This is a genomic window from Bradyrhizobium sp. S69 (assembly GCF_009766005.1).
Lineage (GTDB): Bacteria > Pseudomonadota > Alphaproteobacteria > Rhizobiales > Xanthobacteraceae > Bradyrhizobium.
The window spans coordinates 372,264-398,202 of sequence record NZ_LMUK01000043.1; the positions used below are offsets into that span (position 1 = coordinate 372,264).

The 25,939-nt window shown below is 62.2% G+C and carries 25 protein-coding genes, 1 tRNA gene and 1 pseudogene; 6 read left to right on the forward strand and 21 right to left on the reverse strand.

Annotation, left to right across the window (positions count from 1 at the left end; translation table 11 throughout):
* Positions 1 to 31 precede the first annotated feature (31 nt).
* Complete coding sequence (locus GSQ88_RS24110) at positions 32 to 826, reverse strand: enoyl-CoA hydratase/isomerase family protein (RefSeq protein ID WP_174248095.1); 795 nt, start codon at positions 824 to 826, stop codon at positions 32 to 34.
* On the reverse strand, positions 816 to 1,997 hold the full coding sequence (locus tag GSQ88_RS24115) for a CaiB/BaiF CoA transferase family protein (RefSeq protein WP_159010249.1): 1,182 nt from the start codon (positions 1,995 to 1,997) through the stop codon (positions 816 to 818). The genes GSQ88_RS24110 and GSQ88_RS24115 overlap by 11 nt, the downstream gene beginning before the upstream one ends.
* A 532-nt stretch (positions 1,998 to 2,529) precedes the next feature.
* On the opposite strand from GSQ88_RS24115, the gene GSQ88_RS24120 reads away from it, so the two are divergent.
* Positions 2,530 to 4,053 carry a class I adenylate-forming enzyme family protein gene (locus GSQ88_RS24120; protein WP_246784970.1) on the forward strand — a complete coding sequence of 508 codons (1,524 nt, stop codon included), beginning with the start codon at positions 2,530 to 2,532 and terminating at the stop codon, positions 4,051 to 4,053.
* Positions 4,054 to 4,064: 11 nt separating this feature from the next.
* On the opposite strand, the gene GSQ88_RS24125 is transcribed toward GSQ88_RS24120, so the two are convergent.
* Complete coding sequence (locus GSQ88_RS24125; protein WP_159010251.1) at positions 4,065 to 5,057, reverse strand: AraC family transcriptional regulator; 993 nt, start codon at positions 5,055 to 5,057, stop codon at positions 4,065 to 4,067.
* Positions 5,058 to 5,189: 132 nt separating this feature from the next.
* On the opposite strand from GSQ88_RS24125, the gene GSQ88_RS24130 reads away from it, so the two are divergent.
* The 5 genes from GSQ88_RS24130 to GSQ88_RS24150 all read left to right on the forward strand — a co-directional run bounded on the left by GSQ88_RS24130 (position 5,190) and on the right by GSQ88_RS24150 (position 8,364).
* A complete protein-coding gene (locus GSQ88_RS24130) occupies positions 5,190 to 5,726 on the forward strand; it encodes a carboxymuconolactone decarboxylase family protein (RefSeq protein ID WP_159010252.1) in 537 nt (178 codons plus the stop codon).
* 44 nt (positions 5,727 to 5,770) lie between these two features.
* Entirely contained in the window at positions 5,771 to 6,277 is a 507-nt protein-coding gene (locus GSQ88_RS24135) for a YkgB family protein (RefSeq protein WP_159010253.1), read from the forward strand.
* A gap of 166 nt (positions 6,278 to 6,443) precedes the next feature.
* Positions 6,444 to 7,079 (forward strand): HAD-IA family hydrolase, encoded by a 636-nt coding sequence (locus GSQ88_RS24140; protein WP_159010254.1) that lies wholly within the window; start codon positions 6,444 to 6,446, stop codon positions 7,077 to 7,079.
* A gap of 26 nt (positions 7,080 to 7,105) precedes the next feature.
* The gene (locus GSQ88_RS24145) at positions 7,106 to 7,954 is read left to right on the forward strand and encodes a hypothetical protein (RefSeq protein ID WP_159010255.1); all 849 of its coding nucleotides are present in this window, start codon (positions 7,106 to 7,108) and stop codon (positions 7,952 to 7,954) included.
* A 128-nt stretch (positions 7,955 to 8,082) separates the two neighbouring features.
* Positions 8,083 to 8,364 (forward strand): hypothetical protein, encoded by a 282-nt coding sequence (locus tag GSQ88_RS24150; protein ID WP_159010256.1) that lies wholly within the window; start codon positions 8,083 to 8,085, stop codon positions 8,362 to 8,364.
* A 327-nt stretch (positions 8,365 to 8,691) separates the two neighbouring features.
* Here the strand turns inward: GSQ88_RS24150 and GSQ88_RS24160 are convergent, their stop codons facing one another.
* The 18 genes and pseudogenes from GSQ88_RS24160 to GSQ88_RS24235 all read right to left on the reverse strand — a co-directional run bounded on the left by GSQ88_RS24160 (position 8,692) and on the right by GSQ88_RS24235 (position 25,684).
* The gene (locus GSQ88_RS24160) at positions 8,692 to 9,657 is read right to left on the reverse strand and encodes an ABC transporter permease (RefSeq protein ID WP_159010258.1); all 966 of its coding nucleotides are present in this window, start codon (positions 9,655 to 9,657) and stop codon (positions 8,692 to 8,694) included.
* Positions 9,654 to 10,595 carry an ABC transporter permease gene (locus GSQ88_RS24165; protein ID WP_159010392.1) on the reverse strand — a complete coding sequence of 314 codons (942 nt, stop codon included), beginning with the start codon at positions 10,593 to 10,595 and terminating at the stop codon, positions 9,654 to 9,656. The genes GSQ88_RS24160 and GSQ88_RS24165 overlap by 4 nt, the downstream gene beginning before the upstream one ends.
* A gap of 35 nt (positions 10,596 to 10,630) precedes the next feature.
* The gene (locus GSQ88_RS24170; RefSeq protein WP_159010259.1) at positions 10,631 to 12,091 is read right to left on the reverse strand and encodes a sugar ABC transporter ATP-binding protein; all 1,461 of its coding nucleotides are present in this window, start codon (positions 12,089 to 12,091) and stop codon (positions 10,631 to 10,633) included.
* Between the two features lie 302 nt (positions 12,092 to 12,393).
* On the reverse strand, positions 12,394 to 13,419 hold the full coding sequence (locus GSQ88_RS24175) for an ABC transporter substrate-binding protein (protein ID WP_159010260.1): 1,026 nt from the start codon (positions 13,417 to 13,419) through the stop codon (positions 12,394 to 12,396).
* Positions 13,420 to 13,659: 240 nt separating this feature from the next.
* A complete protein-coding gene (locus tag GSQ88_RS24180) occupies positions 13,660 to 14,574 on the reverse strand; it encodes an SMP-30/gluconolactonase/LRE family protein (protein ID WP_159010261.1) in 915 nt (304 codons plus the stop codon).
* Positions 14,575 to 14,949: 375 nt separating this feature from the next.
* Positions 14,950 to 15,678 (reverse strand): SDR family NAD(P)-dependent oxidoreductase, encoded by a 729-nt coding sequence (locus GSQ88_RS24185; RefSeq protein ID WP_159010262.1) that lies wholly within the window; start codon positions 15,676 to 15,678, stop codon positions 14,950 to 14,952.
* 33 nt (positions 15,679 to 15,711) lie between these two features.
* A complete protein-coding gene (locus GSQ88_RS24190; protein WP_159010263.1) occupies positions 15,712 to 16,962 on the reverse strand; it encodes an acyl-CoA dehydrogenase family protein in 1,251 nt (416 codons plus the stop codon).
* The gene (locus GSQ88_RS24195) at positions 16,962 to 18,221 is read right to left on the reverse strand and encodes an acyl-CoA dehydrogenase family protein (RefSeq protein WP_246784971.1); all 1,260 of its coding nucleotides are present in this window, start codon (positions 18,219 to 18,221) and stop codon (positions 16,962 to 16,964) included. Before GSQ88_RS24195 ends, GSQ88_RS24190 begins: the two co-directional genes overlap by 1 nt.
* 85 nt (positions 18,222 to 18,306) lie before the next feature.
* Positions 18,307 to 18,645, reverse strand: a complete 339-nt coding sequence (locus tag GSQ88_RS35790) for a helix-turn-helix transcriptional regulator (RefSeq protein ID WP_246784972.1) — start codon at positions 18,643 to 18,645, stop codon at positions 18,307 to 18,309.
* A 111-nt stretch (positions 18,646 to 18,756) separates the two neighbouring features.
* Positions 18,757 to 19,257 (reverse strand): annotated as a pseudogene (locus tag GSQ88_RS36220) (cupin domain-containing protein); the annotation flags it as partial.
* A 160-nt stretch (positions 19,258 to 19,417) separates the two neighbouring features.
* Positions 19,418 to 19,753, reverse strand: a complete 336-nt coding sequence (locus GSQ88_RS35325; RefSeq protein WP_210253876.1) for an alpha/beta fold hydrolase — start codon at positions 19,751 to 19,753, stop codon at positions 19,418 to 19,420.
* Positions 19,678 to 19,965 carry an alpha/beta fold hydrolase gene (locus GSQ88_RS35330; protein WP_210253877.1) on the reverse strand — a complete coding sequence of 96 codons (288 nt, stop codon included), beginning with the start codon at positions 19,963 to 19,965 and terminating at the stop codon, positions 19,678 to 19,680. Before GSQ88_RS35330 ends, GSQ88_RS35325 begins: the two co-directional genes overlap by 76 nt.
* A gap of 116 nt (positions 19,966 to 20,081) precedes the next feature.
* Positions 20,082 to 20,157 (reverse strand) — tRNA-Lys (locus GSQ88_RS24210).
* A gap of 171 nt (positions 20,158 to 20,328) precedes the next feature.
* On the reverse strand, positions 20,329 to 20,925 hold the full coding sequence (locus tag GSQ88_RS24215) for a Spy/CpxP family protein refolding chaperone (protein ID WP_159010265.1): 597 nt from the start codon (positions 20,923 to 20,925) through the stop codon (positions 20,329 to 20,331).
* A 163-nt stretch (positions 20,926 to 21,088) separates the two neighbouring features.
* Positions 21,089 to 22,372 (reverse strand): TRAP transporter large permease, encoded by a 1,284-nt coding sequence (locus GSQ88_RS24220; RefSeq protein ID WP_159010266.1) that lies wholly within the window; start codon positions 22,370 to 22,372, stop codon positions 21,089 to 21,091.
* Positions 22,372 to 22,947 carry a TRAP transporter small permease gene (locus GSQ88_RS24225; protein WP_159010267.1) on the reverse strand — a complete coding sequence of 192 codons (576 nt, stop codon included), beginning with the start codon at positions 22,945 to 22,947 and terminating at the stop codon, positions 22,372 to 22,374. The genes GSQ88_RS24220 and GSQ88_RS24225 overlap by 1 nt, the downstream gene beginning before the upstream one ends.
* Positions 22,948 to 23,294: 347 nt before the next feature.
* On the reverse strand, positions 23,295 to 24,311 hold the full coding sequence (locus tag GSQ88_RS24230; RefSeq protein ID WP_159010268.1) for a TRAP transporter substrate-binding protein: 1,017 nt from the start codon (positions 24,309 to 24,311) through the stop codon (positions 23,295 to 23,297).
* Positions 24,312 to 24,664: 353 nt separating this feature from the next.
* Entirely contained in the window at positions 24,665 to 25,684 is a 1,020-nt protein-coding gene (locus tag GSQ88_RS24235; RefSeq protein WP_159010269.1) for a LysR family transcriptional regulator, read from the reverse strand.
* Positions 25,685 to 25,939 lie beyond the last annotated feature (255 nt).

The window sequence follows — 25,939 nt, forward strand, 5'->3', positions numbered from 1 at the left end:
CTTGATTATTTGCCTCTATTATTTACCGCTATTATTTTCCTTGAAAGTTCGGCTTGCGGCGTTCGTTGAAGGCAAGCACGCCTTCCCGGCGGTCCGCGGTCGGGACCAGACGGTTATAGGCCTCGATCTCGAAGGCGAGGCCGTCGGCCAGCGACATCTGCAAACCGCGATGCACGGCCTGCTTGGCCTGCCGCACCGAAATCGGGCCGTTGGCGGCGATGCGGCCGGCAATGGCGAGTGCCGCCGGCAGCAATTCATCCGGCGGCAGCACGCGATTGACCAGACCCCAGCGTTCAGCCTCGTCGGCCGAGAACGGCAGCCCCGAAAGGATAAGCTCCTTGGCGCGGCGTTCGCCGACCGCCCGCGCCAGCGTCTGCGTTCCACCACCGCCCGGCATGATCCCGAGTGTGACTTCGGTCAGCGCAAAGCGCGCATGGGTCGCGGCATAGACGAAGTCGGTCGCCGCTGCGATCTCGCAACCACCGCCATAGGCCGCGCCGTTGACCGCGCCGATCACCGGTATCGGACAGCCCAGCACGGCGCGCAGCATCCGCTCGAAAACCAGATGCTGCGCGTGCCAGGCCTCATCCGTCATGCCGTTGCGCTGTTTCAGATCGCCGCCGGCGCAAAACGCCTTGCTGCCGGATCCGGTCAGGATCACCGCCCGCAACCCCTCGATATCGGTGGAGAACCCCTCGAACAGCTCCACCAGATCGAGCCCCATCTGGGTGTTCAGCGCATTGGACGATTCCGGCCGGTTCAAGCTGACGACCAGGATATGATCGTCGCGCCTCTCGGCGAGGATGGTTTCGAAATCACTCCGCATCAGTTGCTCCCTTGCAGGCAGGTGTACGAAAGACGGCATTGTGCTGGCCGAGCGCGGGCGCCGGCGTGCGCGCGCGCGGCCGCGCGCCGTCAAAGGAAAGCGGAATGCCGACAAGCTCGATGTCGTCGTCCGCGCAGCGCGCCATCATGCCGAGCGCACGGGTTTGCGGATGCTTGGCGACTTGATCGACGTTAAGCAGCGGCGCATTGGGAACGCCCGCCGCATCAAGAATGTTGCCAAGGGTTTCGGCCGAATAGCGGCGCACGGCGGCCTCGATTGGCGGGATCAACCGTTCGCGGTTGACGACCCGTGCGGCATTGGTCGCGAAATCTGGATCGCGGGCGAACGCCTCGAGTTCGAGCGCGCCGCATAGTTTGCGGAATAGATTGTCATTGCCCGCGGCGATCATCAACCAGCCATCGGAGGCCTCGAAGGCCTGATAGGGCGCGATTTCCGCGGTGCCCGAGCCGTAAGGCTTGCGCACTTCGCCCGAGGCGGCGTGGGCGGCAAGAGGCACGGTCATCCAGGCCAGCCCCGTTTCGTAGAGCGAGGTCGAGACGCTTCGCCCCTCGCTGCCATTGTTGCGGGCGACGAGGGCGGCCAGCAGGCCGATCACCGTCCACATGCCGGATCCCATGTCGACCAGCGACACGCCGACACGCACCGGCGGCCGCCCACCCTCGCCCGTGACGCTCATGATGCCGGTGCTGGCCTGGACCAGCGGATCATAACCGGGCTTGCCGGCCAGCGGACCATTGCTGCCGAAGGCGCCGATGTCGCACCAGATCAGCGACGGTTTCTCCGCGCGCAGCGCTTGCGCGGTCAACTCGAATTTTCCGAGAATGCCTGGCCGCAGGTTCTGGATCACCGCGTCGGCCTCTTGCAAGATCAGCGACCTCAGTCTCGCGCAATCGCCGGGATCGCCGAAATCGATCGTAATGCCCTGCTTGCCGCGGTTGAGACCGTGAAACACCGTGGCGGTGTCCTTCCAGAACGGCGGACCCCAGCCCCGCGCATAATCCCCGCCGTCGGGGTTTTCGACCTTGATGATGCGCGCGCCGAGATCGGCCAGGATCAGCCCGGCATAGGGCGCGGCCACGCTGTGACCGAGCTCGACCACCGTGATGCCCGCCAACGGTTTGTCGACATCGGCCATCAGATTCTGGGCCATCAGATCCTCCCGGCTGCCGACACGGACGCCCGCCACTTTATCCCGAGTTCGGCAATTGCCTCAGGATGCGTGCCGATATCGCCAAGCGCACGGTCATTCGACCTGAGAACGCTATGCCGGGAAGAAATCTCCGTCAATGAAACGTTTCATTCAATAACGCGACTTCTGATATGCGACCAAGTGAGACTGGCCAAATTCATTTGGCCGGCTTAGGCATCCTTTTTGCAGGATTTTTTGCGGGATTTGCCGCTGATGGTCTGGGAAGCTTGGAATAGAGGAAATGGGCAGGAAATGAAACGTTTCACTCATGTCGAATGGCTTCCACGGCGGCCCACCTTTCCGCATCCGCGGTGCCGCGAAGGCGCGCCGTCAGGGCCGGCCGGGATGACGGCCGGGGTATCGGGGTTTTGACAGTATTGGTGCCCGGCGACGATCTCCGACGTGTCGCCGCTCGCACGCTGATTAGCTAACCGGATTTTATGAACCGGATCGGGGTCGCGGTTCGATGACGATTTGAGGTGTGGAGGCGTTGTTGACATCCATCCATTGGGCTTCCGAATTCGGTGCTCTGGCGCAGCACTATGGCGAAAGGCCGGCTGTCGCGGACAAGGACGGCACCGTTTCCTATGCACAACTATTAGCGAAGGCGGCCGGTGTCGGACATGCCGTGATGAACGCGGGCGTCGGTCCCGGCGACAAGATCGCCACGCTGTTTCGCAACGGCGCCGACGCCGTCGCGGCCAACTTCGGCGTCATGATGACGGGTGCGGTGGAAGTGCCGCTTAACCCGGCGCTCAGCACGGCCGAGAAGGTGCATTGCCTGACGATTTCCGATGCGCGGGTGGTGATCACCAGCGCGGGATTGGCCGACGATCTGATCGCCGACGGCCGAACGATATTGTACATCGACCACATAGCGCAGACGCCGCTCGATCCCGCCGCTTTTCCTCTTGTCGACGGCGACGCAGCGGCGCGCATCGTTTTCACGTCGGGAACAACCGGTCGGCCGAAGGGCGCGGTTCACAGCCAGAACGGCCGCTGGACCGCCAATGTCCTGCTGCGCGCCAGCCTGCCATTTCGGCCCGATGCCGGCGGCCGCATTCTTCTGATGACACCGTATTCCCACGGCGCCTCGCTGACGACGCATGCCTATCTGTCGTCGGGCGGCTCGGTGACGCTGCTCGATGGCGTCGATCCTCCGACGGTGCTGGGCCTTCTCGAGCGCGGCGAATGCGGTGCCATGTTTGCGCCGCCAACCGTGCTGGCAAAGATCGTGGCCGCGGCGGGCGAGCGCCGGTTCTCCTCGTTGCGCACGATATTCTGCGGCACGGCGGCTCTGAAACCGACACTCTACGCCCGCGCCAAAGCGATCTTCGGCCCGGTGGTGCGGGTCACCTACGGCAAAAGCGAAGTGTTCAATCCCATCACCGTGCTGGAGGCTGACGAGACCGAGGCCTGGTATGCGTCCGGCGGCGGCGATGCCTGCGTCGGCTGGCCGGCGGCGGGCGTCGAGATCGTCATTCGCGGCGAGGACGGCACGCCGGCGGCGGCGGGCGATGACGGCGAGGTCATGATCCGCGCGCAACATCTGATGGCGGGATACCTTACCGCCGATGGCTTTAGTCCGCTGGCCCCCGGCGAATTCCACGACACCGGCGATCTCGGCTATGTCGATCCCGAGGGACGGCTGCACCTCACCGGCCGCACCGCCGACGTCATCAAGTCGGGCGGCTACAAGATCACGCCGGAAGAAGTCGAACGGATGCTGGCGCCGGCGCTGCAACCGTCGGAAGTCGCCATTGTCGGCATCCCCTCGGACTATTGGGGTGAGGTCATCCTGGCGGCGATCGAGCGCCCGTCTCCGGGCTGGGAGCAGCGCATCGATGCCGTGATGCGGGACATCACCGACTACAAACGTCCTCGCCTGATGCTGGCGTTCGACGAACTGCCACGCAATGCGATCGGCAAGATCCTGCGCAGCGCCATTCGTGCCGACGTGTTGTCCCGCTTCCGCCTCACCGAAGGATCGCATCCGCGACTGGAAAAACGCGAGTAGCACGGGCCGCGCTATTTGGCGGCGTTGTTCTCCGATGATTGGACGGCGGCGGGTCTTGCGAAGATATCGCGGCCGGACGGCTCCTCGATTTTGCGCCACTGCGCTGGCGTAACGCCCATGTGGCTCTTGAAGGCACGCTGGAACGCCGCTTCGGATTGATACCCGACCGCCTCCGCGACCGCGCCGGTCGAAAGCGAAGATTTCCTCAGTTCATTCGCCGCAAGCGCCATCCGGATATCGGTCAGGAGATCGCTGGCCGAGCGCCCGAGTTTCTCCTGGAACTGCCGCGCGAGGGTGGCCCGCGACATATTGCACAAGCGCGCAAGTTCGGGCAGCGACCATGCGCGCGCGGGCTCGTTGAACAATGCGGCCACCGCGGGCGCAAGGCGCGGATGACCGGCCAACGCAAGCAGGCCGCGGGGCGCGTCGTCCGTCTCGCTGGCAAGCCGCAGCACCAGCGCAAACATCGCGGTCGACAGTGCGTTCAGCATCGCAAGGCCGCCGAGATGATCGTCTGCGGTTTCGCTGCGCATCAGGGAGACCAGGCCAGCGAGTTGGGCAGCCGTATCCTTCTGTTCCGCGTGTGTGCCGGCATGCACGACCAAGCGCTGCGGCAAGTAGCTGCGCAGCAGGCGATCGTGCGGGGAAGCGACCGCGAGGTGTCCGCATAGCAGATCGAGTCGCTGCTCTGAGCCAGGATTTTCGCTGATCGTAAAGTTGAGCGACGCACGGTTGCGGGCCGGCAGCGGCGCGGCCCCGCCGCCGTCGTGCATGACGTGACGAGGATTGCCGGGGAGCAGCAGGATGTCGCCCGGGTTCAGCCGCAGCGGTCGGCCGCCCGCCCGATCTTCCAGTATCGCCGAGCCGGCAAGCACGGCGTGATACGGAATTTCGTTGGCCTCGCCAGGCCCCTGCTCGATCCGCCATGGCGTGCCGTAGGAGCAGCGCAGGTCGAGCCGCCCGCGCACGGGCATCATTTCCAACAGCCGGCTCAGCCAATCCATCGCAGCCTCCTGAATACGTCCGACGTGAGACGATGTAGCATATATTCGAGCAAAATACGTATTCAAGGTATCGATCCCGGATCCTATCCTCACTCCGCAATCATTCACCAACCCACAGCAAGGAGTGCCAACATGTCCCGTCTTTCCGTCCCCGGTATCGAATCCGCAACCGGCGCGACCGCCGAAATCTACGACCAGATCAAGAAGGCGGTCGGCAGCGTGCCGAACATCTTTGCCGCGATCGGCGCCTATCGGCCGGATGCGCTCAAAGCCGTCCTGCTCGCCGACAGCGTGCTTGCCGCCGGCCCGCTGTCGAAGCGTGACCAGGAAACCATCAAGCTCGTGATCTCCGGCGTAGCCGGCTGCGATTACTGCGTGGCCGCGCACAGCCTGCTTGGCAAGCTCGCTGGCTTGAAGCCGGAAGAGCTGAAGAGGATCCGAGATCGGCTGCCGACCGGCGACGACAAACGCGACGCGCTAATCCGTTTCGTCCGCAAACTCGCGGCATCGAGCGGCACCGTCAGCGACGCCGACTTCGCCGCGATCAAGGCCGCCGGCTACACCGACGCGCAATTGGTCGACGTCAGCCTGGCTTTTGCGACCACCGTCTTCACCAACGTCTTCAACCGCATCAACGACACCGAGATCGATTTCCCGCCGGTCGCGTGAAGCGACCACGCCCCATCAAACCCTCAAATGAAAGGATCACGACCATGACCACGACGACCAACACCATGCAAAATCGGCTCGTCCGCGCGCTCACCAGGTCCGGCCTGCTGGCGGACGATCTCGACTACCATGTCGTCCGAGGCGCCATGGTGATCATGTTTCTCTTCTTCGGATACCAAAAGTGGTTCCCCTACGAGTTCGAACGACTGGTGCCGTTCATCAGCAACGGTCCGCTGATCTGGTGGCTGTATCCCGTCTTTGGCCATGCCGGCGCCAGCTATTTCCTGGGCACCTCGGAGTGGACCTTCGGAATCCTGTTGCTCGCCGGCTTCTGGCACAAGCGGCTCGGCGTTCTCGGGGCCCTCGGCTCGACCGGCACCTTCATCGCGACAGTCACGATCATTCCGGTCATGCCGGAAGGCTGGGATGTGGCCGCGGGAGGATTCCCCGCCATGACGGGTAACGTCCCCTTCCTGATGAAGGACGTCGTGCTGCTGGCGGTCTCGCTGTATCTCTTGCGGCAGGATGTAGTTCGCCTGATCCGCCAATGAAGTCTCGCAGATTGATGCGACCAGGCTACTCGTCGGCGACTGCGGAACTCGCCGGCGGGTCATCGACAGCGCGACGCTCAAAGCGATCGAGGCACGTATCTGCACTGGTCCGGCCCTCGCCGCCATGTTAGGCGATCTTGATAGGGTTGGTTTGGGTCGGCGGGGAATGATGATCGAGGCTGTGATCTGGGATTTTGGCGGCGTGCTGACGACGTCGCCGTTCGAGGCTTTTGCCCGGTTCGAGAGCGAACGCGGGCTGCCCGCCGATATCATCCGGCGCACCAATGCGGCGAACCATTGGGAGAACGCCTGGGCCAAATTCGAGCGCGCCGAGGTCGACATCGAAACCTTCGACCGGTTGTTCGCGGCCGAGTCACTGGCGCTGGGCGCCGAGGTCCGCGGCAAGGACGTGTTGCCGCTGCTATCGGGGGATTTGCGGCCGGAGATGGTCGAGGCGCTGCGGCGCGTCAAGGCCAAATTCAAGACCGGCTGCATCACCAACAACCTTCCGGCCAACAGCATCGGCAGCCAGGGCGGCCGGTCGCTCTATGTCGCCGAAGTGATGGCGCTGTTCGATCATGTGATCGAATCCGCCAAGATCGGCCTGCGCAAACCAGATCCACGCATCTACGGCATGATGATCGAGGCATTGGCGGTCGACCCCAAACGCTGCGTCTATCTCGACGACCTCGGCGTCAACCTGAAACCCGCGCGCGAGATGGGCATGACCACCATCAAGGTACTCAATGCGCCGCAAGCGATCCGCGAACTCGAGGCGGCGACGGGGCTTTCTCTTCGCTGACGCGCGGAGATCGATGGTGAGCCGCGATGCGCCGCACAGCCAGCACCATCCTGATCGCGATCGCGCTGGCGATCGTCGCAATGATGACGCCGGTGCTGCTCAATCTTTCGAGCCTGTATCCGCGGGTCTACGATGACCGGCGTTTTCCGGCGCTGAGCCGGTACGCCCTGGAGCGAACGCCCGACATCGCGCTGGTCGGGAGTTCGATGACCTTTCGAATCTATGAGGGGTATTTCAGAACACGCCTGCGCAATGTCTCGATATCGGGCGGGTCGCCGTTGACCGGACTTGCGATACTCGCAAGCTATCCCTCGGTCCCGCATGTCGTGCTGGTCGAAACCAACATCATGTCCCGGGCGGCGGAATCCGAGCTGATCGAAAAATTCGGCAAGATCGACGCCGCCTCTTTTCAGTGGTTCCGGCCTTACCGGGCGGTGATTTCATTCGTCTATTATTGGATCAAATATAAATCCGAAAATGTTGCCGCGCTTCGAAATTCGGCTCCCGCGACCTACGACATCTCGACTTCGGTGGAGCAGGCGGCGGCGGAATATGCCCGCTCGAATTTCGACAGCGCAATGGCTGACAACACCCAAACGATGGCGCGCCTGGTGTCGATTTTGCAGGCGCGCGGATGCAGGGTTTACTTTTATGAACTGCCTTATCCTGGAAATCTGGGTAACTCGCATTTCGCCGTAACCGCGCGAACCCTGGTGCACCGCGCGTTTCCAAATCCGGAACAGTGGCCGCAACTGGATTATCCCGTGCCGAGCCTGCGCTGGGTGGATGCCGCCCACATGGATGAACGCTCCGCGGCCATCGTGGCGCAGCAAATGGATGCTGTTCTGGACAAGCTTGGCCGCGGGATCGACTGACGGCGTCTCCCAAGACATCGCGGCAGCTCTATCCCCCGCTCACTTTCCATGGCGATTACTCTTGGCGTTGGAACATCGCAGCGGCTTTGCCGTTTGCCTTTGTCAGGCTGTCAAAGGAAGTTCCACACATGAAACTCACCGCAATCACCGTGGCAATGGCTTTCCTGGTATCCGGCCCGTTGGCGTTCGCTCAAAGCAGCCCAGGAGGTCCCGGGACGCCGCGGCCGGCCGCGAGTTCGGCGAGCTCGAAAGGCTCCTCCGATACGACAGGAATGGCTCCGAACAAGAGCGGCAGCGGCACGTCGACATCAGGCGGAAGCGACGCCAATGGAGATCAGGGCCGAGACGCGATGCCGAACAGCGACAAATCCGTGATGCCGCTTGATAGGCAGCACAAGCCGGAAAAATAATTGAAACGTGTGTCGCGAGAGAACGGCAGCGCGAGGGCGAAGACGCTGCAAATGGAGGATTGGCCATGGCTGAAAAATTTGACCCCGCGCCCCACGACCGGCATGCGGCGGATCCGGCGAAGGCCGCGGCAGAAGACAAAAAGACGCATGACAGGCTGCTGTCGGGTCTCGTTGGGTCTTTTCCCGCTTCGGACCCGCCGAGCGCGAGTCAGCCGAGTTCTTCAAGGCATGATGCCGCGCAAACCGGCAACTCGTTGTGGGCCAGGATCAGCGGAATTTTTCGATAGTCCCAGGCGAACTGTTGAAGCAGCCTGTTGAGGCTCTGCGCTATCGGGTGTTGCGCGGCCCTCCGGCGGCGACGATCACGGCGATAATGACGAGGCCGGTCACCAGCAGCCGCACGCCGGCGCTGACGCCGAAGGTGTTGAGCATGGTCAGCAACATCACCAGGAACAGCGAGGCGCCCCAGACCCCCGTGACATTGGCCTTGCCGCCCGCAACCGAGGTACCCCCGATCACCACGACCGCGATCGAAGTGAGCAGATATTCGTTGCCGATATCGAGCGAGGAGCCGCGGAAATAGCCCGCCAGCAACGCGCCGCATAGTCCGCCAAGCGCGCCGCTCAGCGCATAGGTCATCAGGCGCACGCGTTCGACCGGGAGGCCGGCGAGGCGCGCGGCCCGCGCGTTCTGCCCGATCGCGGCAACCGAGCGCCCGAACGCGGTACGGTGCAGAAGCAGTCCGATCAGCACGCTGAATGCTACGGCCGCGATGGCCAGCAGCGAGATGCCGCCGACCTGATCGCTGGTCGCGGCCGCGAAGCCCGGCGGCGGCTTCACTTGAAGTCCCCGACCATAGCTGATGCCGATCGACTGGATGACAAAGCTCGCCGACAACGTGGCGATGATCGGCGGAATGCGCAAAAGCCGGATCAAGAGATAATTGGCGAGGCCAATCCCCACTCCGGACGCGATGGCGGCCGCTAGCCCCGCGGCGATCATGCTGTCGTCGCCGCCCATCACCTTCATCGCGACCGCACTGGCCAACCCGATATTGGCCGGGAGCGACAGGTCGACATTGCCCGGCCCAAGAGTCACGACGAACATTTGCGCAATGCCGACGATCGCCGAGAAGGCGGCGAGCGCGATGGTCGCCGACACCATGCCGCCGGCGCCGTAGCCGCCGGTGTAGGTGATCGCCGCGATCCACACCGACACGGCCCCGACAAAGGACCACAGCCAGGGTTGCGAAAACAAAGGCTGGGCGAGAAGCTTGATCCGGCTTCCGGTCATGCGGAAACTCCGGCGCGGTTGATCAGGGTGCGGGCGGCCAGCACGACGATCAGGATTGCGCCCTGCCCGGCAACTTGCCAGTCCGGCGAGATATGCATGAAGTTCAACAAGGATCCCGCTAGCGTCAGGGTCAGCGCCCCGATCACCGCCCCGATCGGCGACACCCGCCCGCCGACGAATTCGCCGCCGCCGAGGATGACGCCCGCGATCGAGAGCAGCGTGTAACCGTTGGCGAGATTGGCATCGGCCGAGGTGGTCAACCCGATCAGCGCCATGCCGGCCAGGACGCCACAGAAGCCCGCGAGCCCAAACATGATCATCTTGCCGCGCAACAGCGACCATCCGGCACGCGACACCGCCACGGGATTGCCACCGGCGCCGCGCAATATCACGCCATAGGACGTTCGCATCAGCCCGACATAGGCCACGATCCCGATCACCAGAGCGGCCACGATCGGGAACGGCACCAAGGGCGTCTTCACGGCCATCAGGCCATGAAGCCAATCGGGCGCATGGCCGCCAGGTTTCGGCAACACCAAAATGGCGAGGCCTTGCCAGACAAAGAACATGCCGAGCGTCACCACGATGGACGGCAGGTTGCGCAAATGGATCATCGCGCCGACCAACATATAGGCCAGCACCAGGCCTACAAGGATCAGCACGCCAATGAGGGGCTCATCGCGCAGCCAGGTCGCCGTGACGCAGCCGACCAGGCCGACGAAGCTGCCGATCGACAGATCGAGGTCGTTGACCGCCATCACCATCATCTGGCCCACCGTCGCGAGCGCGACCGGCACCGCCAGACTGAGCATCAGCGTCAGGCCGAAATAGCTGATGGCGCGGGGATTCAGCGCCCAGATCGCCAAAATAATCAGCGCCAGCGACAGCGCCGGCAGCACGGCCCGCAACAGACGGCGTCCATCATGAAGACGCGACATGCCGATCGACGTCGGCGCGACCTGTGACTGCACGCTCACCCGACCTCCGCGAAGGAGGCGCCGATGACGCTGTCCTCGCTCACTTCGCTGCGCATGAGGTCGGCCGCGATCACGCCGTTGCGGAACACGTAGACGCGATCGCAGTAACTGAGTTCATCCATTTCGGTCGTGTACCAGAGAAAGGTCCGGCCGGCCCGGGCTTCGCCCCGAACCAGATCGTAGACGTCGAGCTTGGTGCCGATATCGACCCCTCGCATCGGATCGTCCATCAGCACGATACGGGCATCCGAACCGAGGGCGCGGGCGAACAGCGCCTTCTGCTGATTGCCGCCGGACAGCGACAGGATCGAATGGCGCATGTCGGGGGTGCGGATGTTGATGCGCTTTTGCCATTGCGCCGCCAGCTCATCCTCCGCAGCCTCGGAAATCAGCAATCCGCGGCGTAAATTCTTGAGCGAGCCCACCCCGATGTTCTCGGCGATCGACCACAGCGGAAACACGCCGTCGCTCTGCCGGTCGCCGGCCACCAGCGCTACCGGCTCCGTCACTTCCGCTTGACCGGACTTGAGTTGCCCGGCCGCGTCGAACACCGCCAGCAGCAAGTCGGTCTGGCCATGGCCCGCGAGGCCGGCAAGCCCGATCACCTCACCCTCCCGGGCTACCAGTTCGCGTCCGTCCGGCTGCCGCTTGGGGCGAATCCGTACCCTGACCAGCCCGGTCGATGGGGTCGCCGCCGTAACCGCACCCGAGTGGGCTTCGGCGCCACCCATGGCGGCGACGAGCTTGTTGCGATCGAAGCTTGCGGTGGGGCCGCTGGTGACGACGCGGCCATCGCGCATCACCACCACCCGATCCGAGGTGCCGAGGATTTCGCCGAGAAGATGAGAGATCAGGATGCAGCTCAGCCCCGCCTCGACGCTGCGCCGGATGAAGGCAAAGAGCTGGGCGGCGGTATGGCCGTCGAGCGAGGACGTCGGCTCATCCAGGATGACGAGACGAAGCGGTTCCGACGTCACCGTAAAGGCGCGCGCGATCTCGATCATCTGCCGCTGGCCGATGGCCAGATCGCTCACCACCGCATCGGCGGAGAGGCCGTGCCCGGGAAACACCTCGTCGAGCTTGGCTTTAATCAGGGCGCCGGCGCGCCGCCGCCAGCCGAAGCCGCGCAGCGCGGGATGCAGGATCCGCGCGTTCTCGGCCACGGTCAGATTGGGACAGAGCGACAGTTCCTGGAACACACAGCGGATGCCGAGCTTGTGCGCGAGTTCGATGCCGTAGCCCGGCTGCGCGTCGCCATTGACCTGGATCGCCGCTTTGTCGGGCGTCAGCGTGCCCGCCAGCACATGCATCAAGGTCGACTTGCCGGCGCCGTTATGGCCGATCAGGCCGACGCATTCGTGCGTCGCGATGGCGAGGTCGACACCGTCAAGCGCCCGGACCGCGCCAAAGCTCTTCGCTACGCCCTCGACCTGGATAACAACGGGGGACTGGGACATCTTAGAGCCTGACCGAAAATGCAGCCAGTATTTTAAGGCTGTTTCTAAATGTTTGAAAATGGTTCATTTTTCATCATGGCCGGGCTTGTCCCGGCCATCCACGTCTTTCTTACAGCCGACGCCAAAAGACGTGGATGCCCGGGACAAGCCCGGGCATGACGAGCTTAGGTATAGACATCTTGGGTGGGATATTTCCGATGCTGGGACTGACCGGAGATGGCCAAGCGTGCTTCATCCCGGACCGGCAACGCGAAGCCGCACGCCGATCCGGGACCAAAAGATCTGGATTTCGGATCGAGAGGCTATTTCTTCAAATTGGCGTTGATGATTTGCTTGGCATCGTCGAGGCTGTATTCAATGCTCGCCACGCCCCCAACCGGGATCTTGGGCAAGGCTGCATCGAGCGTCTTCTGGGTGAACGCCAAATAGGGATCAACCAGATCATGCGGGATGTCCTTGCGGCCATCGAGCACCTGCTGGGCCACCCAAAACGCCAAGGTCGAGACACCCGGCGCGCTGGAGGCTGACCAGGTCTCGTAGCCACTGGCGTCCTTCTGTTCCTTCCACCACGCCAACTCATCCTGACGATTGCCGAGGATGATGATGGGCGTTGGCCGTCCAGCGGTCTTGAAGGCCTGGGCTGCGCCGTAACCATCGCCACCCTGATCGACCACGCCTACGATTTCCGGCAAGGACGGCAATACGGTTGAAACGGCTTTCTGGGCGGTGGTTTCGTCCCAGTCGCCTTCAACCGCGTTCACGACCTTGAACTCCGGATGTTTCTTGAGCCCTGCGAGAATACCGTTGTGGAAATCGTCGTCGATGGACGTGCCGGCAAGACCGCGGATCTCGAGCAGGTTGCCACCTTTGGGAAGACGCTGAGCCAGATAATCGACCTCCTTCTCGGCCAAATCCTTGTAATCGACCGTCACCCGGTAAGCGCAGGGTTCGGTGACGATGCCGTCGAACGAGACAACCACGATGCCGGCGTCACAGGCTTGCTTGACCGCGCCGTTCAGCGCGTCAGGTGACGCCGCGTTGATCACGATGGCGTTATAGCCCTGCAGAATCAAATTCTGGATCTGAGCCGCCTGGGTCGGCACTTCCTTGTCGGCCGTCGTAAAGACGTCGGCAGCACCAACGATCTTGTCGGCGACGGCCTTCTTGGTTTCGGCGTCATACGACTTCAGCATGGCCTGGCGCCACGAATTGCCGGCGTAGTTATTGGAGAAGGCGATCCTCATGTCCTTGGTTTCGGCTTGCGCTTGCACCACCGAGCCCGCAAAAGTGGCAGCCGTCGCCAGCAACGCAAATCGTATCGATCGCATGGTCGTCCTCCCTGTATTCCGATCTTTTTTCGATCGCGAATTTTTTTGTGTCATCGCTCGCGCGATAACAACGTTGAATTTCCCCAGTGTCAACCAGGATACCTTCAATCGATTTGGAAAGACCACCCACAGGCCTGCATGACGGTTTTGAGACGTATCCCTTTTGGGACACGCCCCTGCCGCGCAGCCTGGAACCCGTTTTGAGCTAGAAAGTCTTTTGAGCTAGAAGGTCTTTTTAGCCTAGAAGGTTTTGGCACCGTTCACGAAGAGTCGGACAGAATAGAGCGAGGTGGTGGCGCAGATGAACAGGCGGTCGCGCTTCGGGCCGCCGAAGCAGACATTGGCGACGACCTCGGGGATCAGGATCTTGCCGATCAGCGTGCCATCGGGATCATAGACGTGCACGCCGTCGGCGGCCGAGGTCCAGATCCGCCCCTCGGTATCGAATCTGAAGCCGTCGAAAAGGCCTTTGGTGCTGTCGGCAAAGACACGGCCGCCGGACAGTCGCCCCGAAGGTTCGACGTTGAAGACGCGCATATGGGCCGGATGTTGCGCACCGTGGGTGCGGCCGGTATCGACAACATACAGCAGGCTCTCGTCGAGCGAGAAGGCCAGACCGTTGGGCTTTACAAAATCATCGCAGACCACGCTGATCTCCGCCGAATGGGGATCGATGCGGTAGACGTGGGAGGCGCCGATCTCGCTATCTGCCTTGTTGCCCTCATAATCGGAATCGATGCCATAGGTGGGATCGGTAAACCAGATTGATCCATCGGATTTCACGACGACGTCGTTGGGACTGTTGAGCCGCTTACCTCGATAATTGTCGGCCAGCACCGTGATCGTGCCGTCGTGCTCGGTCCGGGTGACGCGGCGCGTGCCGTGCTCGCAGGTCACCAGCCGGCCTTGCCGATCCACGGTATTGCCGTTGGAATTGTTCGAGGGATTGCGGAACACGCTGACCACGCCGTTGGTCTCGTCAAAGCGCAGCATGCGATTATTGGGAATATCGGACCACACCAGATAGCGCCCGGCCGGAAAATAAGCCGGCCCTTCCGCCCAGTCGCATTTGTCGAACAGCTTGTGGATCGTCGCCGTTGTGCAGGGCAACCTCGCAAAACGCTCGTCCAATATCTCGAAGTCAGATGCCGACAATGTGTTTCCTCCCGAAGGTCAAGGCTCGTTTTTGGCGTGGCAACGCAGCCTGCCACGCTGACTGTTTCGCATGCGATCTCGATTTCTCGAATGATCGTTTGCGATCAAGTTCCACGAGCTTGGATGTCGGATTGTTGCTGCAGCCGCCGGCCGCCGTCAACCTTCGTAGCCTTTGAGGCCATACAAGGAAACATGTGGCTGCCGCATGGCCGCCTACCGCGCAGTGCGGTCAAGGTTCCGAGCGGGCCACGCCCATGTCATTCCGCTTCTATTCGTTCGCAGTTGCGAAGACAGCTGACGGCGCACACTGAACGTTGCCCGGCCTGCCGCGATCACGAGCGCCGCCGGGCCGAACTCAACCGAGCCGTCCCCGTCTTAGGCGCCCTGCACGATGTGGTGGCCGGCAGCCTGCCCGCCGTCGACGTGAAGGATCTCCCCGGTAACAAACTCCGCGCCGTCCAGGTAGAGTATCGCTTCCACGATGTCGGAGATATCTCCCATCCGACCCATTGGATGCAGCGCCGCCAACGCCTGATATGCTTCCGCGGGATGCATCGGCGTCTTGACGATTCCGGGCGACACCGAATTGACGCGAATGCCGGTCTTCGCATACTCGATGGCCAGCGATCGCGTTGCAGCCGCTATCGCTCCCTTTGTGAGAGAGGCCAATACGGACGGGACACTGCTCATCGGCTGGTCGACAAGGCTCGTTGTGATCGAGACGACGTGCCCGCGTCCCTGCTTGCCCATCACTTCCAGGGCCCGCTGAGTCATGTGGAAAAAGCCTGTCACGTTTGTCGCGATGTAGAGCGCATAGTCTTCCGGCGAATAGAGCGTGAATGGCTTCGCCATGAAGATACCGGCGTTGTTGACCAGCGTGTCGACACGGCCGAACTTCTCGATCGCCGTTTTGAACACCCTCTCGGCCGTGTCGGCGGCACCGATGTCGCCCTGGACGGTCACGACATCCTTGTCAGCGGCCGGCTTGATCGACCGCGATGTCGCAACGACCCGGTAATTGCGATCCCTGAACGCCTGGAGAATACCCGCACCGATCCCCTGAGATGCTCCGGTGATGACGACGACTTTCTGCTCTGTGCTCATGATTCACCCCTTTCAACGATGCTTCGCATTTGCTCAGACTTCCGCCTCGCCGCCAGTCATCAGCGGATCGTACGCCGGTTGTTTCAGGATCGCGTGGAGTTGCCGACGCCGGACACCGATGTTGCCGCCGCCAAACAGCGGAAGCGCCAGCGCATCCTGCAGCAGACGCCCCAACGGCAGAGCATGATCGTAGCTCTCTATTCCGACGACCCGCATCAGATCCGTCAGCACCCGCACGGCCGTTTCCGAACCATAAATTTTCGCCTCGATCGCCAGTTCCTGCGCAGCGGGCGATTGCACATCCACCGCCTGGCATGCCCGCCAGCTCAAGCAACGTGTCGCTTCGATCGCCATCTTGGCGTCCGCCAACGCGTATCCGACGGCTTGATGCTCAATGATGGGGTGAACGCCGCCTCGCCTTTCGGTGCGCGCGAAGCCGAGCGTGAACTCGAACGCCGCCCGCATCAGCGCCACGGCGAAGATTCCGACCAGGGCTGCCGCGCCGGTGAAGCAGGCCGCCGTCAGCGCAAGACCGCCGCCGAGGCTGCCCAAGACATTGTCTGCGGCTACGCTGACACTCCTAAGATTGAACACCGGCAACAGGTGGGCACGGTGCCCCGCTGACTCGATCGCACGCTCGAAGATCAGCCCCGACGCCGGGCGCTCCACGATCATCACCGAGATACCCCGTTCGGCAGGCGCATCAGAATCGGTTCGGCACAGTACCGTTAGAAGGTCGGCCCCCTTGCGATCCCAACCGGTGGCCGAAGAAACCCAGCTTTTTCGACCTTCGATGATCCATTCGTCGCCCCGAAGTGCCGCCATGGTACGAACGCCTTCGCCTGGCGGAGGCGAGCCAGCATTGGCGCTGCCGCCAGGCTCGGTGGCGCAAAACCCCGCCAACGGCGCTCCAGCCTCTTTGAGGAACTGCGGCAGCAACCGGCTCTTCTGCTTCTGCGAACCGCCGATCAGGAGCGGCAACAATCCAAGGAGCGTTCCAATCAAAGTCAGGGTAATGCTGGCATTCACCGCGTAGAGCTCCTCGACCATGATCGCCGTATCGATCAGACCGGAGCTCTCTCCCCCGGCCGAGAGAGGAATGCATTTGCGAAGAAAACCGGCTGCTATCATGGCTTCGTAAGCAGGTTTGGTCGCGGCGAACCGTTGCTCCGCGGTCGGCAGCTTCTCGGCCCCCAAAGCCGAAGCAAGCACTTCCCTGGCGAACTGGCGGGAATGAAGCTGCAGTTCGCGTTGGCGCACGGTAAGTCGAAAATCAACGGCCACTACGCCGCTCCGCTCGCGGCAAGCGGATCATAATCGCTTCGCTTGAACAGCGTATGCAACTGGCGCCGCCTGATACCCATATTGCCGCCGTCGAAGATCGGCAGCGCGAGTGCATCCTGCAGCAGACCAGCGAACGGAGCCGCATGATCATAGCTGTCGATGCCGACCACGCGCATGAGATCGGTGATCACACGCACCGCAGCTTCGGAACCGAAAATCTTTGCCTGAACCGCGAGTTCCTCGGCCGACGGCGACTGGGTGTCGAGCGCATGGCAGGCGCGCCAGCTGAGATAGCGCGCCGCTTCGATCGTGGTCTTCGCATCGGCCAAGGCGTATCCGACCGCCTGGTGCTCGATGATCGGGTGAACGCCGCCACGCTTTTCCGTACGCGCAAAATGCAGCGCGGATTCGAACGCGGCGCGCATCAACGCGACGCCGAAGATACCCACGAGTGCCGCGGTGCCCGTGAATGCCCCAGCCGTCAGCGCGAGCCCTGACCCCTCCTGCCCGAGCAGATTGTGGTGGGGTGTCGCGACGTTCTGGAAGCTGAATTCCGGTACGAGATGCGCCCGATGACCGAGCGTGTCGATCGCCCGCTCGAATACAAGGCCCGATACCGGTCCTTCAACCGCAATGATGGAGATCGCGGCGTCGGGTGCTGCCACCGGATCGGTTCGGCACACCACGCAGAGAAGGTTAGCGCCTTCGCGATTCCAGCCCGTGGCCGACGACACCCATTTCTTGCGGCCGTTTATGATCCAGTCGTCGCCTTCTCGCCTCGCCGTGGTACGAACGCCCTCGCCCGGGGCAGGCGATGCCGCATTGGCGCTTCCTCCAGGTTCGCTGAAGCAGAAGCCGGCGAGCGGCGCGCCGCTTGTCTTGAGAAACGGTCCGAGCAGCCGCATACACTGGTCTGGCGTGCCGCCGAGCAGAAGCGGCAACAGGCCGAGCACGGTGCCCAGCATCGTCAGCGTCACACTCGCGTTCACGCTGTAAAATTCTTCCGCGAGGATCGCCATGTCTATCATGCCGGCATTCTCGCCACCGGCCGGCGCCGGGATGCATTTGCGCAAATAGCCGGCCGCCACCATCGCCTCGTAGATCGGCTTGGTCGCTAGAAAGCGCTGTTCCGGCGTTGGCAACGACTCGGCCGCCTTGGCCCCGCTGAGCACCTCCTTGGCAAATTTGCGGGAGGTAAGCTGCAGATCGCGCTGTTGCGCCGTGAGCGTAAAATCAATCACGATTGAAAGCTTCCTCATCTTCGGCGGCGTCCGGCCGCGTTCAGCTGAGGACTAACTTGCTCATGAGAGAAAGTCTTGGACGGTGGTGAACCGATTTCTTAGCCTACCGTGTACTATCGGCCGGGCTCATCGAACGTCGAAATTCCCGCGGCGCCAGGCCGCTGCTGCGCTTGAACAGCCTGTTGAAATACGAAATGTCCCGGAAACCGGCGTTAAATGCGATCTCCGCGATGGTCGCGTGGCGATGCGCGTGATCCAGCAAATTCCGGGTACAAACCAGGATACGCCGTCCGTTGATGTGTTCTCCGACCGAGCGCCCCGTCGTTGAGAACAGCTTATGCACGTATCGTTGCGAGCAGTGGAACTTGAGCGCCAGCCCGACCGCACTCAGCTCGGGGTCCTCCGCATGGCGATCGATATGGTCGAGCATCATCGACAGCATGACGGACAGACCCGCCCGCTCCGGCGGTCGTTCTTCCAAAATGCCGGGCGCATGCGATATCAGGTCAACGACATGTTGAGCGCCGAAGGTCGAGATTCCCGAGTTTTGCTCCGAACGAAGACAAAGCTCCGCATGTCCCGCCAGAGTCCGGGACAACGCGCGGCCGGCCTCGGTCGCGGAGAGCCTGAACCGCGGCCGCTCTGCCAGAGTTTTTGGCAATAGCTGTCGCGGCACCGCAAAGCAAAACAAGCTGAAATTCCTGCAATTCGCGATTTCGAAAGGCTCGGTGGTGTCGACGACGGCAAGGTCTCCGGGGCCGCAGACCTGCACATGGCCGCGCTGGGTATAGCGACCAACACCATCGAGTTGGAGATTGACAAAGTAGACATCACCGATGCTTCGCGCGATGTGCGAACGCAACCGCATCACCACGTGCTTTGTCGCCTCGACGTGGGAAATCTGGATCGACGCGACGTCGGCTCGCGAGATCATCCCGTGGAAGGGCTGCTCGGCGATTTTCCGCGGTTCGAGCTGAACGAAAGCGTCGGCTAAATCCTCCGCCCAACTTCCGAAGGGCCGATCCGCCTCAATCGCCTTTGTCGACCATTGCATAGGACCACCTAAAATTCACGGCTGCAAATTTCATGGCTTGGCCTTTCGCTGGAGAATACATCAGGGAGCGACAAGGTCAAATCCGGTACCGCGCCCGGGGGCCGTCGGAATCGAACCTCCCAACGGCGGAGCAAAATCCGCTGCCAGCCTGCAGCCATCGCTAATCAGATTGCAGAAAGCACAAGACGGCGCGCAGGAATCGCTTTGGCTGCTCGATGTTCAGGATGTGGACACCAGGAAGCAGCGTAAGGGCGGCGCGCGGGATTGTTGCAGCGATGGCTTCGCTGTGACTGGCTCGCGTCACGGTATCGTCTTCGCCGCCGATGACCAGCGTCGGCGCCGTGATGAGCGAGATCGTCCGGCGAAGATCCGTGTCACGCAGGGCGGCATAGCATCCCGCCAGTCCCTTCGGGGGAGTAGTCAGCACCATGGCGCGAAACGCATCGACGATCTGGTTTGGTCCAGCCAGCATCGAGGCGGGAAACCAGTTGTGCATGACCCGTCTGCGATGGCCGTCATGTCCTTGGCGGCCAGGACCGTGCGGATCTGCTCATCGAAGGGCAGTTCCGAGGCGAGATAGGACGAGGTGTTGGAAAGAATGAGGCGCTCGAAGCGGTCAGGCGCATAGATGCCCAGCCACTGGCCTACGAATCCGCCCAACGACAGGCCGAGGAAATGGGCCCGGTCGATTTGAAGGAAGTCGAACAACTCGATCACACGGTTGCGGAGGCGTTGTGGCTACAGCTCAGACCAAGCGTCGCAACGCCCGCCGACCCACCTGCCGGAATGAGATTCCCAGAGTGAGCTTAAGTGCTTGAAGGGCTTGGTGGGCGCACCAGGGCTCGAACCTGGGACCCGATGATTAAGAGTCATCTGCTCTACCAACTGAGCTATGCGCCCGGAACTGGCCGGGAAAGCCTTCGCAAGAGGGCGTCGTTTAGCAAAGCGATTCCCCGATGTCCAGCAAACCGACGGAGTTTTCCCGGCCCTGACGGGGATCCGTCGATCGCCAAAAAGCCGCCGGATTCCGGCGGCTTTTCAGGGGTTTGGGAAGTGAGCCCGGCCGTGTCGTCAAAGCCGCTCGGGGCCGCCCCGGTTGCCATGGTCCCGGCCTTGATCCTTGCCCTGGTCCCGGCCTTGGCCGCCATCCCGGTCATAGCCGCGGTCCCGCTCCCCGCCGTCGCGATCCCGCTCGAATTCACGGTGCCGCCAGCCCTCGCCGTCGGCCCGATGTTCCATATGGGTCAGGACCTTGAGGCGGCGCTTCTGGCCCTCGTCCAGCGTCTTGTAGAGCGGGTCGGCCGCGTCCGCGATCTTCTTCAGCGCAGCACCCGAGGCCGTCATATTGTCGGCGCGCTCGCGCAGGCGCGCCACCGGATCGTCCGCCTTTTGCGCATCATCCGGCTTGGCCGTCATACGGGCATTGGCGCGATCGATCCGCTGTTTGGCGAAATCCCGCACCGCGGCCTCGAGCGGCGGCCACAGCTTTTCCTGGTCCGGCGTGAGCTTGAGGCCGGCATGCACGGCAGCGATGCGGGCATCGGCAAAAGCCGCCCTGTCCTCGGGGTTCATGCGCATATGCTCGAACCACGGACGGTGCTGGGCATAGACCACGGTGGTACCGGCGATCGCGAGTGCGGCAACGCCGGCGAGCAGAACTTTCTTCATACGAACCTCCTTTGCAAGGTGGATCAAGGATGAGCGTCCTTTCGCGTCCGATCAACTTACAGTTTGGAAAGAGTAGTCCGTCTTGCCAAGATGTAATCAAGGCTTTTAGAGATTATCCATGCTCCAGGCGAAACTGAACACTCATTAATCTATTCCAAATATTTCAGATCATGCCGAGCAGCCGCGGCAGCCACAACGAAATCTCGGGAATATAGGTGATCAGCCCGAGGAAAATCAGCATCGCGCACAGCCACGGCAGCACCGCGACCGTGATCTCGCTGATGCCCATCTTGGCTATGCCGCTGGTGATATAGAGGTTAAGCCCGACAGGCGGATGACACAATCCGACTTCGGTGTTCACGATCATCAGCACGCCGAGATGCACCGGATTGACGCCGAGCTTGGTGGCGAGCGGATACAGGATCGGCGCCATGATCAAAAGGATCGACGACGGATCCATGACATTGCCGGCGGCGAGCAGAATGAGGTTCACCACCAGCAGGAAGGTCCAGACGCCGAGATTCTTGTCGATGATCCACGCTGCCATCTCCTGCGGGATCTGCTCATGGGTCATCAGGAACGAGAACAGCACCGCATTGGTGATGATGTAGAGCAGCATCGAACTCATCGACGCGGCCTGCAGCAGAACCTTCGGCACCTCGCTGAGCTTGAGTTCCTTGTAGACGAACACGGTGATGAAGAAGGCGTAGACCGCGGCGACCGCGGCGGCCTCGGTCGGCGTGAAAACGCCGCCATAGATGCCGCCGAGCACGATCGCGATCAGCGCCAGGCCCCAGAAACTCTCGCGGAACGCCAGGACCTGCTGGCTGAAGGTCGCCTTCACCATGCGTGGGTAATTGTTGCGCTTGGCGATGAACCAGGTGACCGCCGCCAGCATCAGCGCCAGCAGGATGCCGGGAACGATGCCGGCCATGAACAGCGCACCGATTGAGGTGTTGGTGGAGACGCCATACAGCACCAGGATGATCGACGGCGGCACCAGGATGCCGAGCGCGCCCGAGGTCGAGATCACGCCGACGCCGAACCGCTTCGGATAACCGTGCTCGACCATCGCCGGCATCATGATCGAGCCGATCGCTACCACGGTCGCGACGCTCGATCCGGAGATCGCGGCGAACATCGCGCAGGCCGCCACGCCGGCAAGGCCAAGCCCGCCGTTGAGATGGCCGACCACCGAGGTCGTGAACGCGATCATGCGCCGCGCGACCCCGCCGCGGGTCAGGAAGGTGCCGGCCAGGATAAAGAACGGGATCGCCATGATGCCGAAATTGTCGAGGCCGGAAAACAGCTTCAGGCCGACGCTTTCGATCGGCACCTCGGTCATGGTGAACAGGAAGGTCAGCACCGTGAGGCCGAGCGAAATCGAGATCGGCATGCCCGTCAGCATCAGGGCAAACAGCAGTCCGAAAATAATGGCCGCGCTCATCACGCCTCTCCGATCGCGATAGGCGCTTTGGCGCTGGTCACTTCAATGCCGTCGACATTGGTGGCGTCGTGGTGCGGCAGTTCGCCGGTCCGCCAATAGGCCCAGCAGACCTGGAGGAAGCGGAAGCACATCAGATACGAGCCGAGCGGGATGCAGGCGTAGACGATCCAGCTCGGCAGTTCGAGGTCCGGCGATACCTGGTCGGTGCCCATCAGCTCGACGACGAATTTTAATCCCATGCTGCCGACGATGGCGGTGAACAGCGCGCCGCCGAGCAGGCCGAACAGCACGACGCCCTTGCGCCAGGTGTCGTTGAGGCGGTTGATCAGCACGTCGACGCCGACATGGATGCCGGTGCGCACGCCGTAGGCGGCGCCGAACTTCGCCATCCAGATGAACATGTAGATGCACAATTCCTGCGACCAGGCGAGCCGGATCGGAAACAGGAACGGGTACAGGACGGGAATGTTGACCAGGAAGCGATGGACGACGGTGATGAAGGTCAGCAACGTCGCCGCGCCCATTAGCGCGGCGATGATGAATTCCTCAAGCCGGTCGAGAATACGTAACAACATCCATGTCCCCCCAAGAGACCTTAGCCCAATCGGGCGGCTTAGCGCCGCCCGACCATGTACCTCGTTCCGCGATCAGCCCGTCCGCGGACCATGACAGCGTTTGTCCACACTCGACGTCATCCTGAGGAGCGGCGTCTTCGCCGCTTCTCGAAGGATGGTGTTCAGCTCTGTGCTTGCGGCCATCCTTCGAGGCTCGCAAGAGCTCGCACCTCACGGGTGAACGCAATTGCGTTCATCCCGGGGATGACGGCCGAGATAGTTTCAGTGCCTCGATAGCGGGACACACCAAAACCGTCATCCTTTAAGGTGCCACGTCTTCCCGGGTCTCGAAGGATGACGGAAGAGCCCTAGTTTATCGGGCTACGGCCGGTTTCCTTGAGGAATTCGTCGATCAAGGGCTGACCGACCCGCGACGCCACGTCCTTGTAGACCGGCATCATCGCCTTGCGCATCGCCTCGTCCTGCTCAGGCGTCAGCGAAAGAATCTCGCTCTTGCCGGACTTCTTGATCAGATCGAGCGCGTCATCATTATCCTTGGCCGATGCATTGTTGCCGAACTCGGTGGCTTCCTTCATCGCCTTGGTCAACTGTTCCCGGATGTCGGCCGGCAGGCCGTCCCAGAACTTCTTGTTCACGACCACCACGTAGCCGATATAGCCGTGATTGGTGGTCGTCATGAACTTCTGCACTTCATGCATCTTCTGGGTGTAGATGTTCGACCAGGTGTTTTCCTGTCCATCGACCACGCCGGTCTGCAACGCCTGATAGACGTCGGAGAACGCCATCACCTGCGGGATCGCGCCGAGCGTGCGGAACTGGGCTTCCAGAACCTTCGATGACTGGATGCGGAACTTGAGCCCCTTGTAGTCCGACGGCTCCAGCAGCTTCTTGTTGGCGCTCATCTGCTTGAAGCCGTTGTCCCAGTACGCGAGGCCGGTCATGCCCTTGGAGTCCAGCAGCTTGAGCAGCCGGGCGCCGAGCGGACCGTCGGTGACTTTGCGCAGCGTCTTGAGGTCGGGCAGGATGTAGGGCAGATCGAACACCTCGAATTCCTTGATGCCGATCGGCCCGAACTTGGAGTTCGACGGCGCCAGCATCTGCACCGCGCCCAGTTGCAGGGCTTCGAGTTCTTCCTTGTCCTTGTAGAGCGTCGAGTTCGGATAGACCTCGATCTTGACCTTGCCGTCGGTGTATTTCTCGGCCAGTTCCTTGAACTTGTCGGCGGCCTTGCCCTTCGGCGTATCGGAGGCGACGACGTGGCTGAACTTGATCACGATCGGCGCTTGCGCCGACGCCGGGCCGCTCGATAATCCCGTCAATGCCAATGCCGCGACCGATGCCGCAGCCAAAATCAATTTACGCATGTTTCCTCCCGCGCGAATATTAACGAGGTGCGCTTCGACGCAGCCCCAGCCTTGCCTGCGGCACCAATACAGACAAGCCGCTGCAAATGCCATTGCCCCTTTAGCAGGGGCTATTTTGTCGGTTTTGTTGCAGTGCAAAACGAGACGTCAGCCTCGATTGCACCTCGCGATTCCCTCTCGACGGCGTTGCTGCCTTTCGAAAACCCGTCACGACATATGCCGAGGATATGCCGAGCACATGCCGAAGATATGCGAAGCCGATTTTCCATTCGGATTTGCTGGCAGGTGTGGTTGTGGCCGTCTAATGGTCGTTGGCTAACGCTCCATTCTCCGGGTGAGAATGCTGTCGCGTTTCAACCTCGGTGCCGTGCGGCGGTGTCGGCGCCTGAGCCTTCCCCTTCCGGCTCCTGACCCTCCGCCGCCTGCAAATGATCGAGCATCAGGCGCCCGGTGGTCGATAGCTGGCGCGAGCAGCGGACCACGATCTTGAGCTCGCGTCGCGCCCATTCGTCGCGCAAGGGAATCGCGCGCAGGTTCATCCCGGCGCCGATCACCTCGAAGGCGCGATCCGGAATGAGGCCAATGCCCATATTGGCCTGCACCATCCGGCACACCGCGTCGAACCCCGGCACGTTGATGCGCAGCCGCATCGACTTGCCCGCCTCCGTCGCCGCGTATTGCGAGCGCAGGTAGATCGAACTCGCGGCATGCAGGCCGATATGATCGAAATCCAGCGTTTCAGCGAATGACAACCGATCGTGGCCCGCGAGCGGATGATCCGGCCGCACCACCACGACGAGATGATCGGTGCGATAATGGAATCCCTCTAAACGGCGGGTCTCGGCGGCGGCCGAGCAGATGCCGATCTCGGCCGCCCCCTCCTCGATGCCGCGCACCACCTGCCCGCTTGGCCGCTCCTGGAGGTCGACCCGCAGCAATCCGTGGGCCTGGAAAAACGCCGAGAGATCCTCGGGCAGGAACTGCACGATCGCCGACAGGTTCGCGAGCATGCGGACATGACCGCGCACGCCATTGGAATATTCGGCGAGTTCAATCGCGATCTTCTCGACATTGAGCAGCGTGACGCGAGCGTGGTGCAGCAGGGCTTCGCCCGCCGGCGTCAGCGCCATGCCCTTCGCCAAGCGCTCGAACAGGCTGACCCCGAACGCAACCTCGAAATCGTTCATCCGCTTACTGACCGCGGAGGCCGCGATGCCTTCGCGCGCCGCCGCCCGCGTCAGGTTTTTTTCCTCGCACACCGCGATGAACAATCGCAACGTGGTGAGATCGATGCGCCGCAGCAGCGCGTTGTCGGCGGCGCCAAGCGTGCGTTGCGTTGACGGTGAATCGAGATCGACGGATACGAGCGGCATCTGAAGCGTTTCCGAGCCTGGTGAATAAGCGAGCCTACCCGCATCGGTCACGGCAAAAATCCCAATTTCATGCCGATTGGTCCCTTCAATTGGGAAATGATTCCAATACGCGGCCTCGATAATGAATTTCGTCTCAATCGGGGGGATTTGCGTCAGCATCGAACATGAAGCCGCCTTCTCGCGGCGCGATGCGCCCGAGGTTTGCACGAACATTACTCCCCGAAAGAAAGGGAGCAGGGAAAGCCGGGTGCGCGC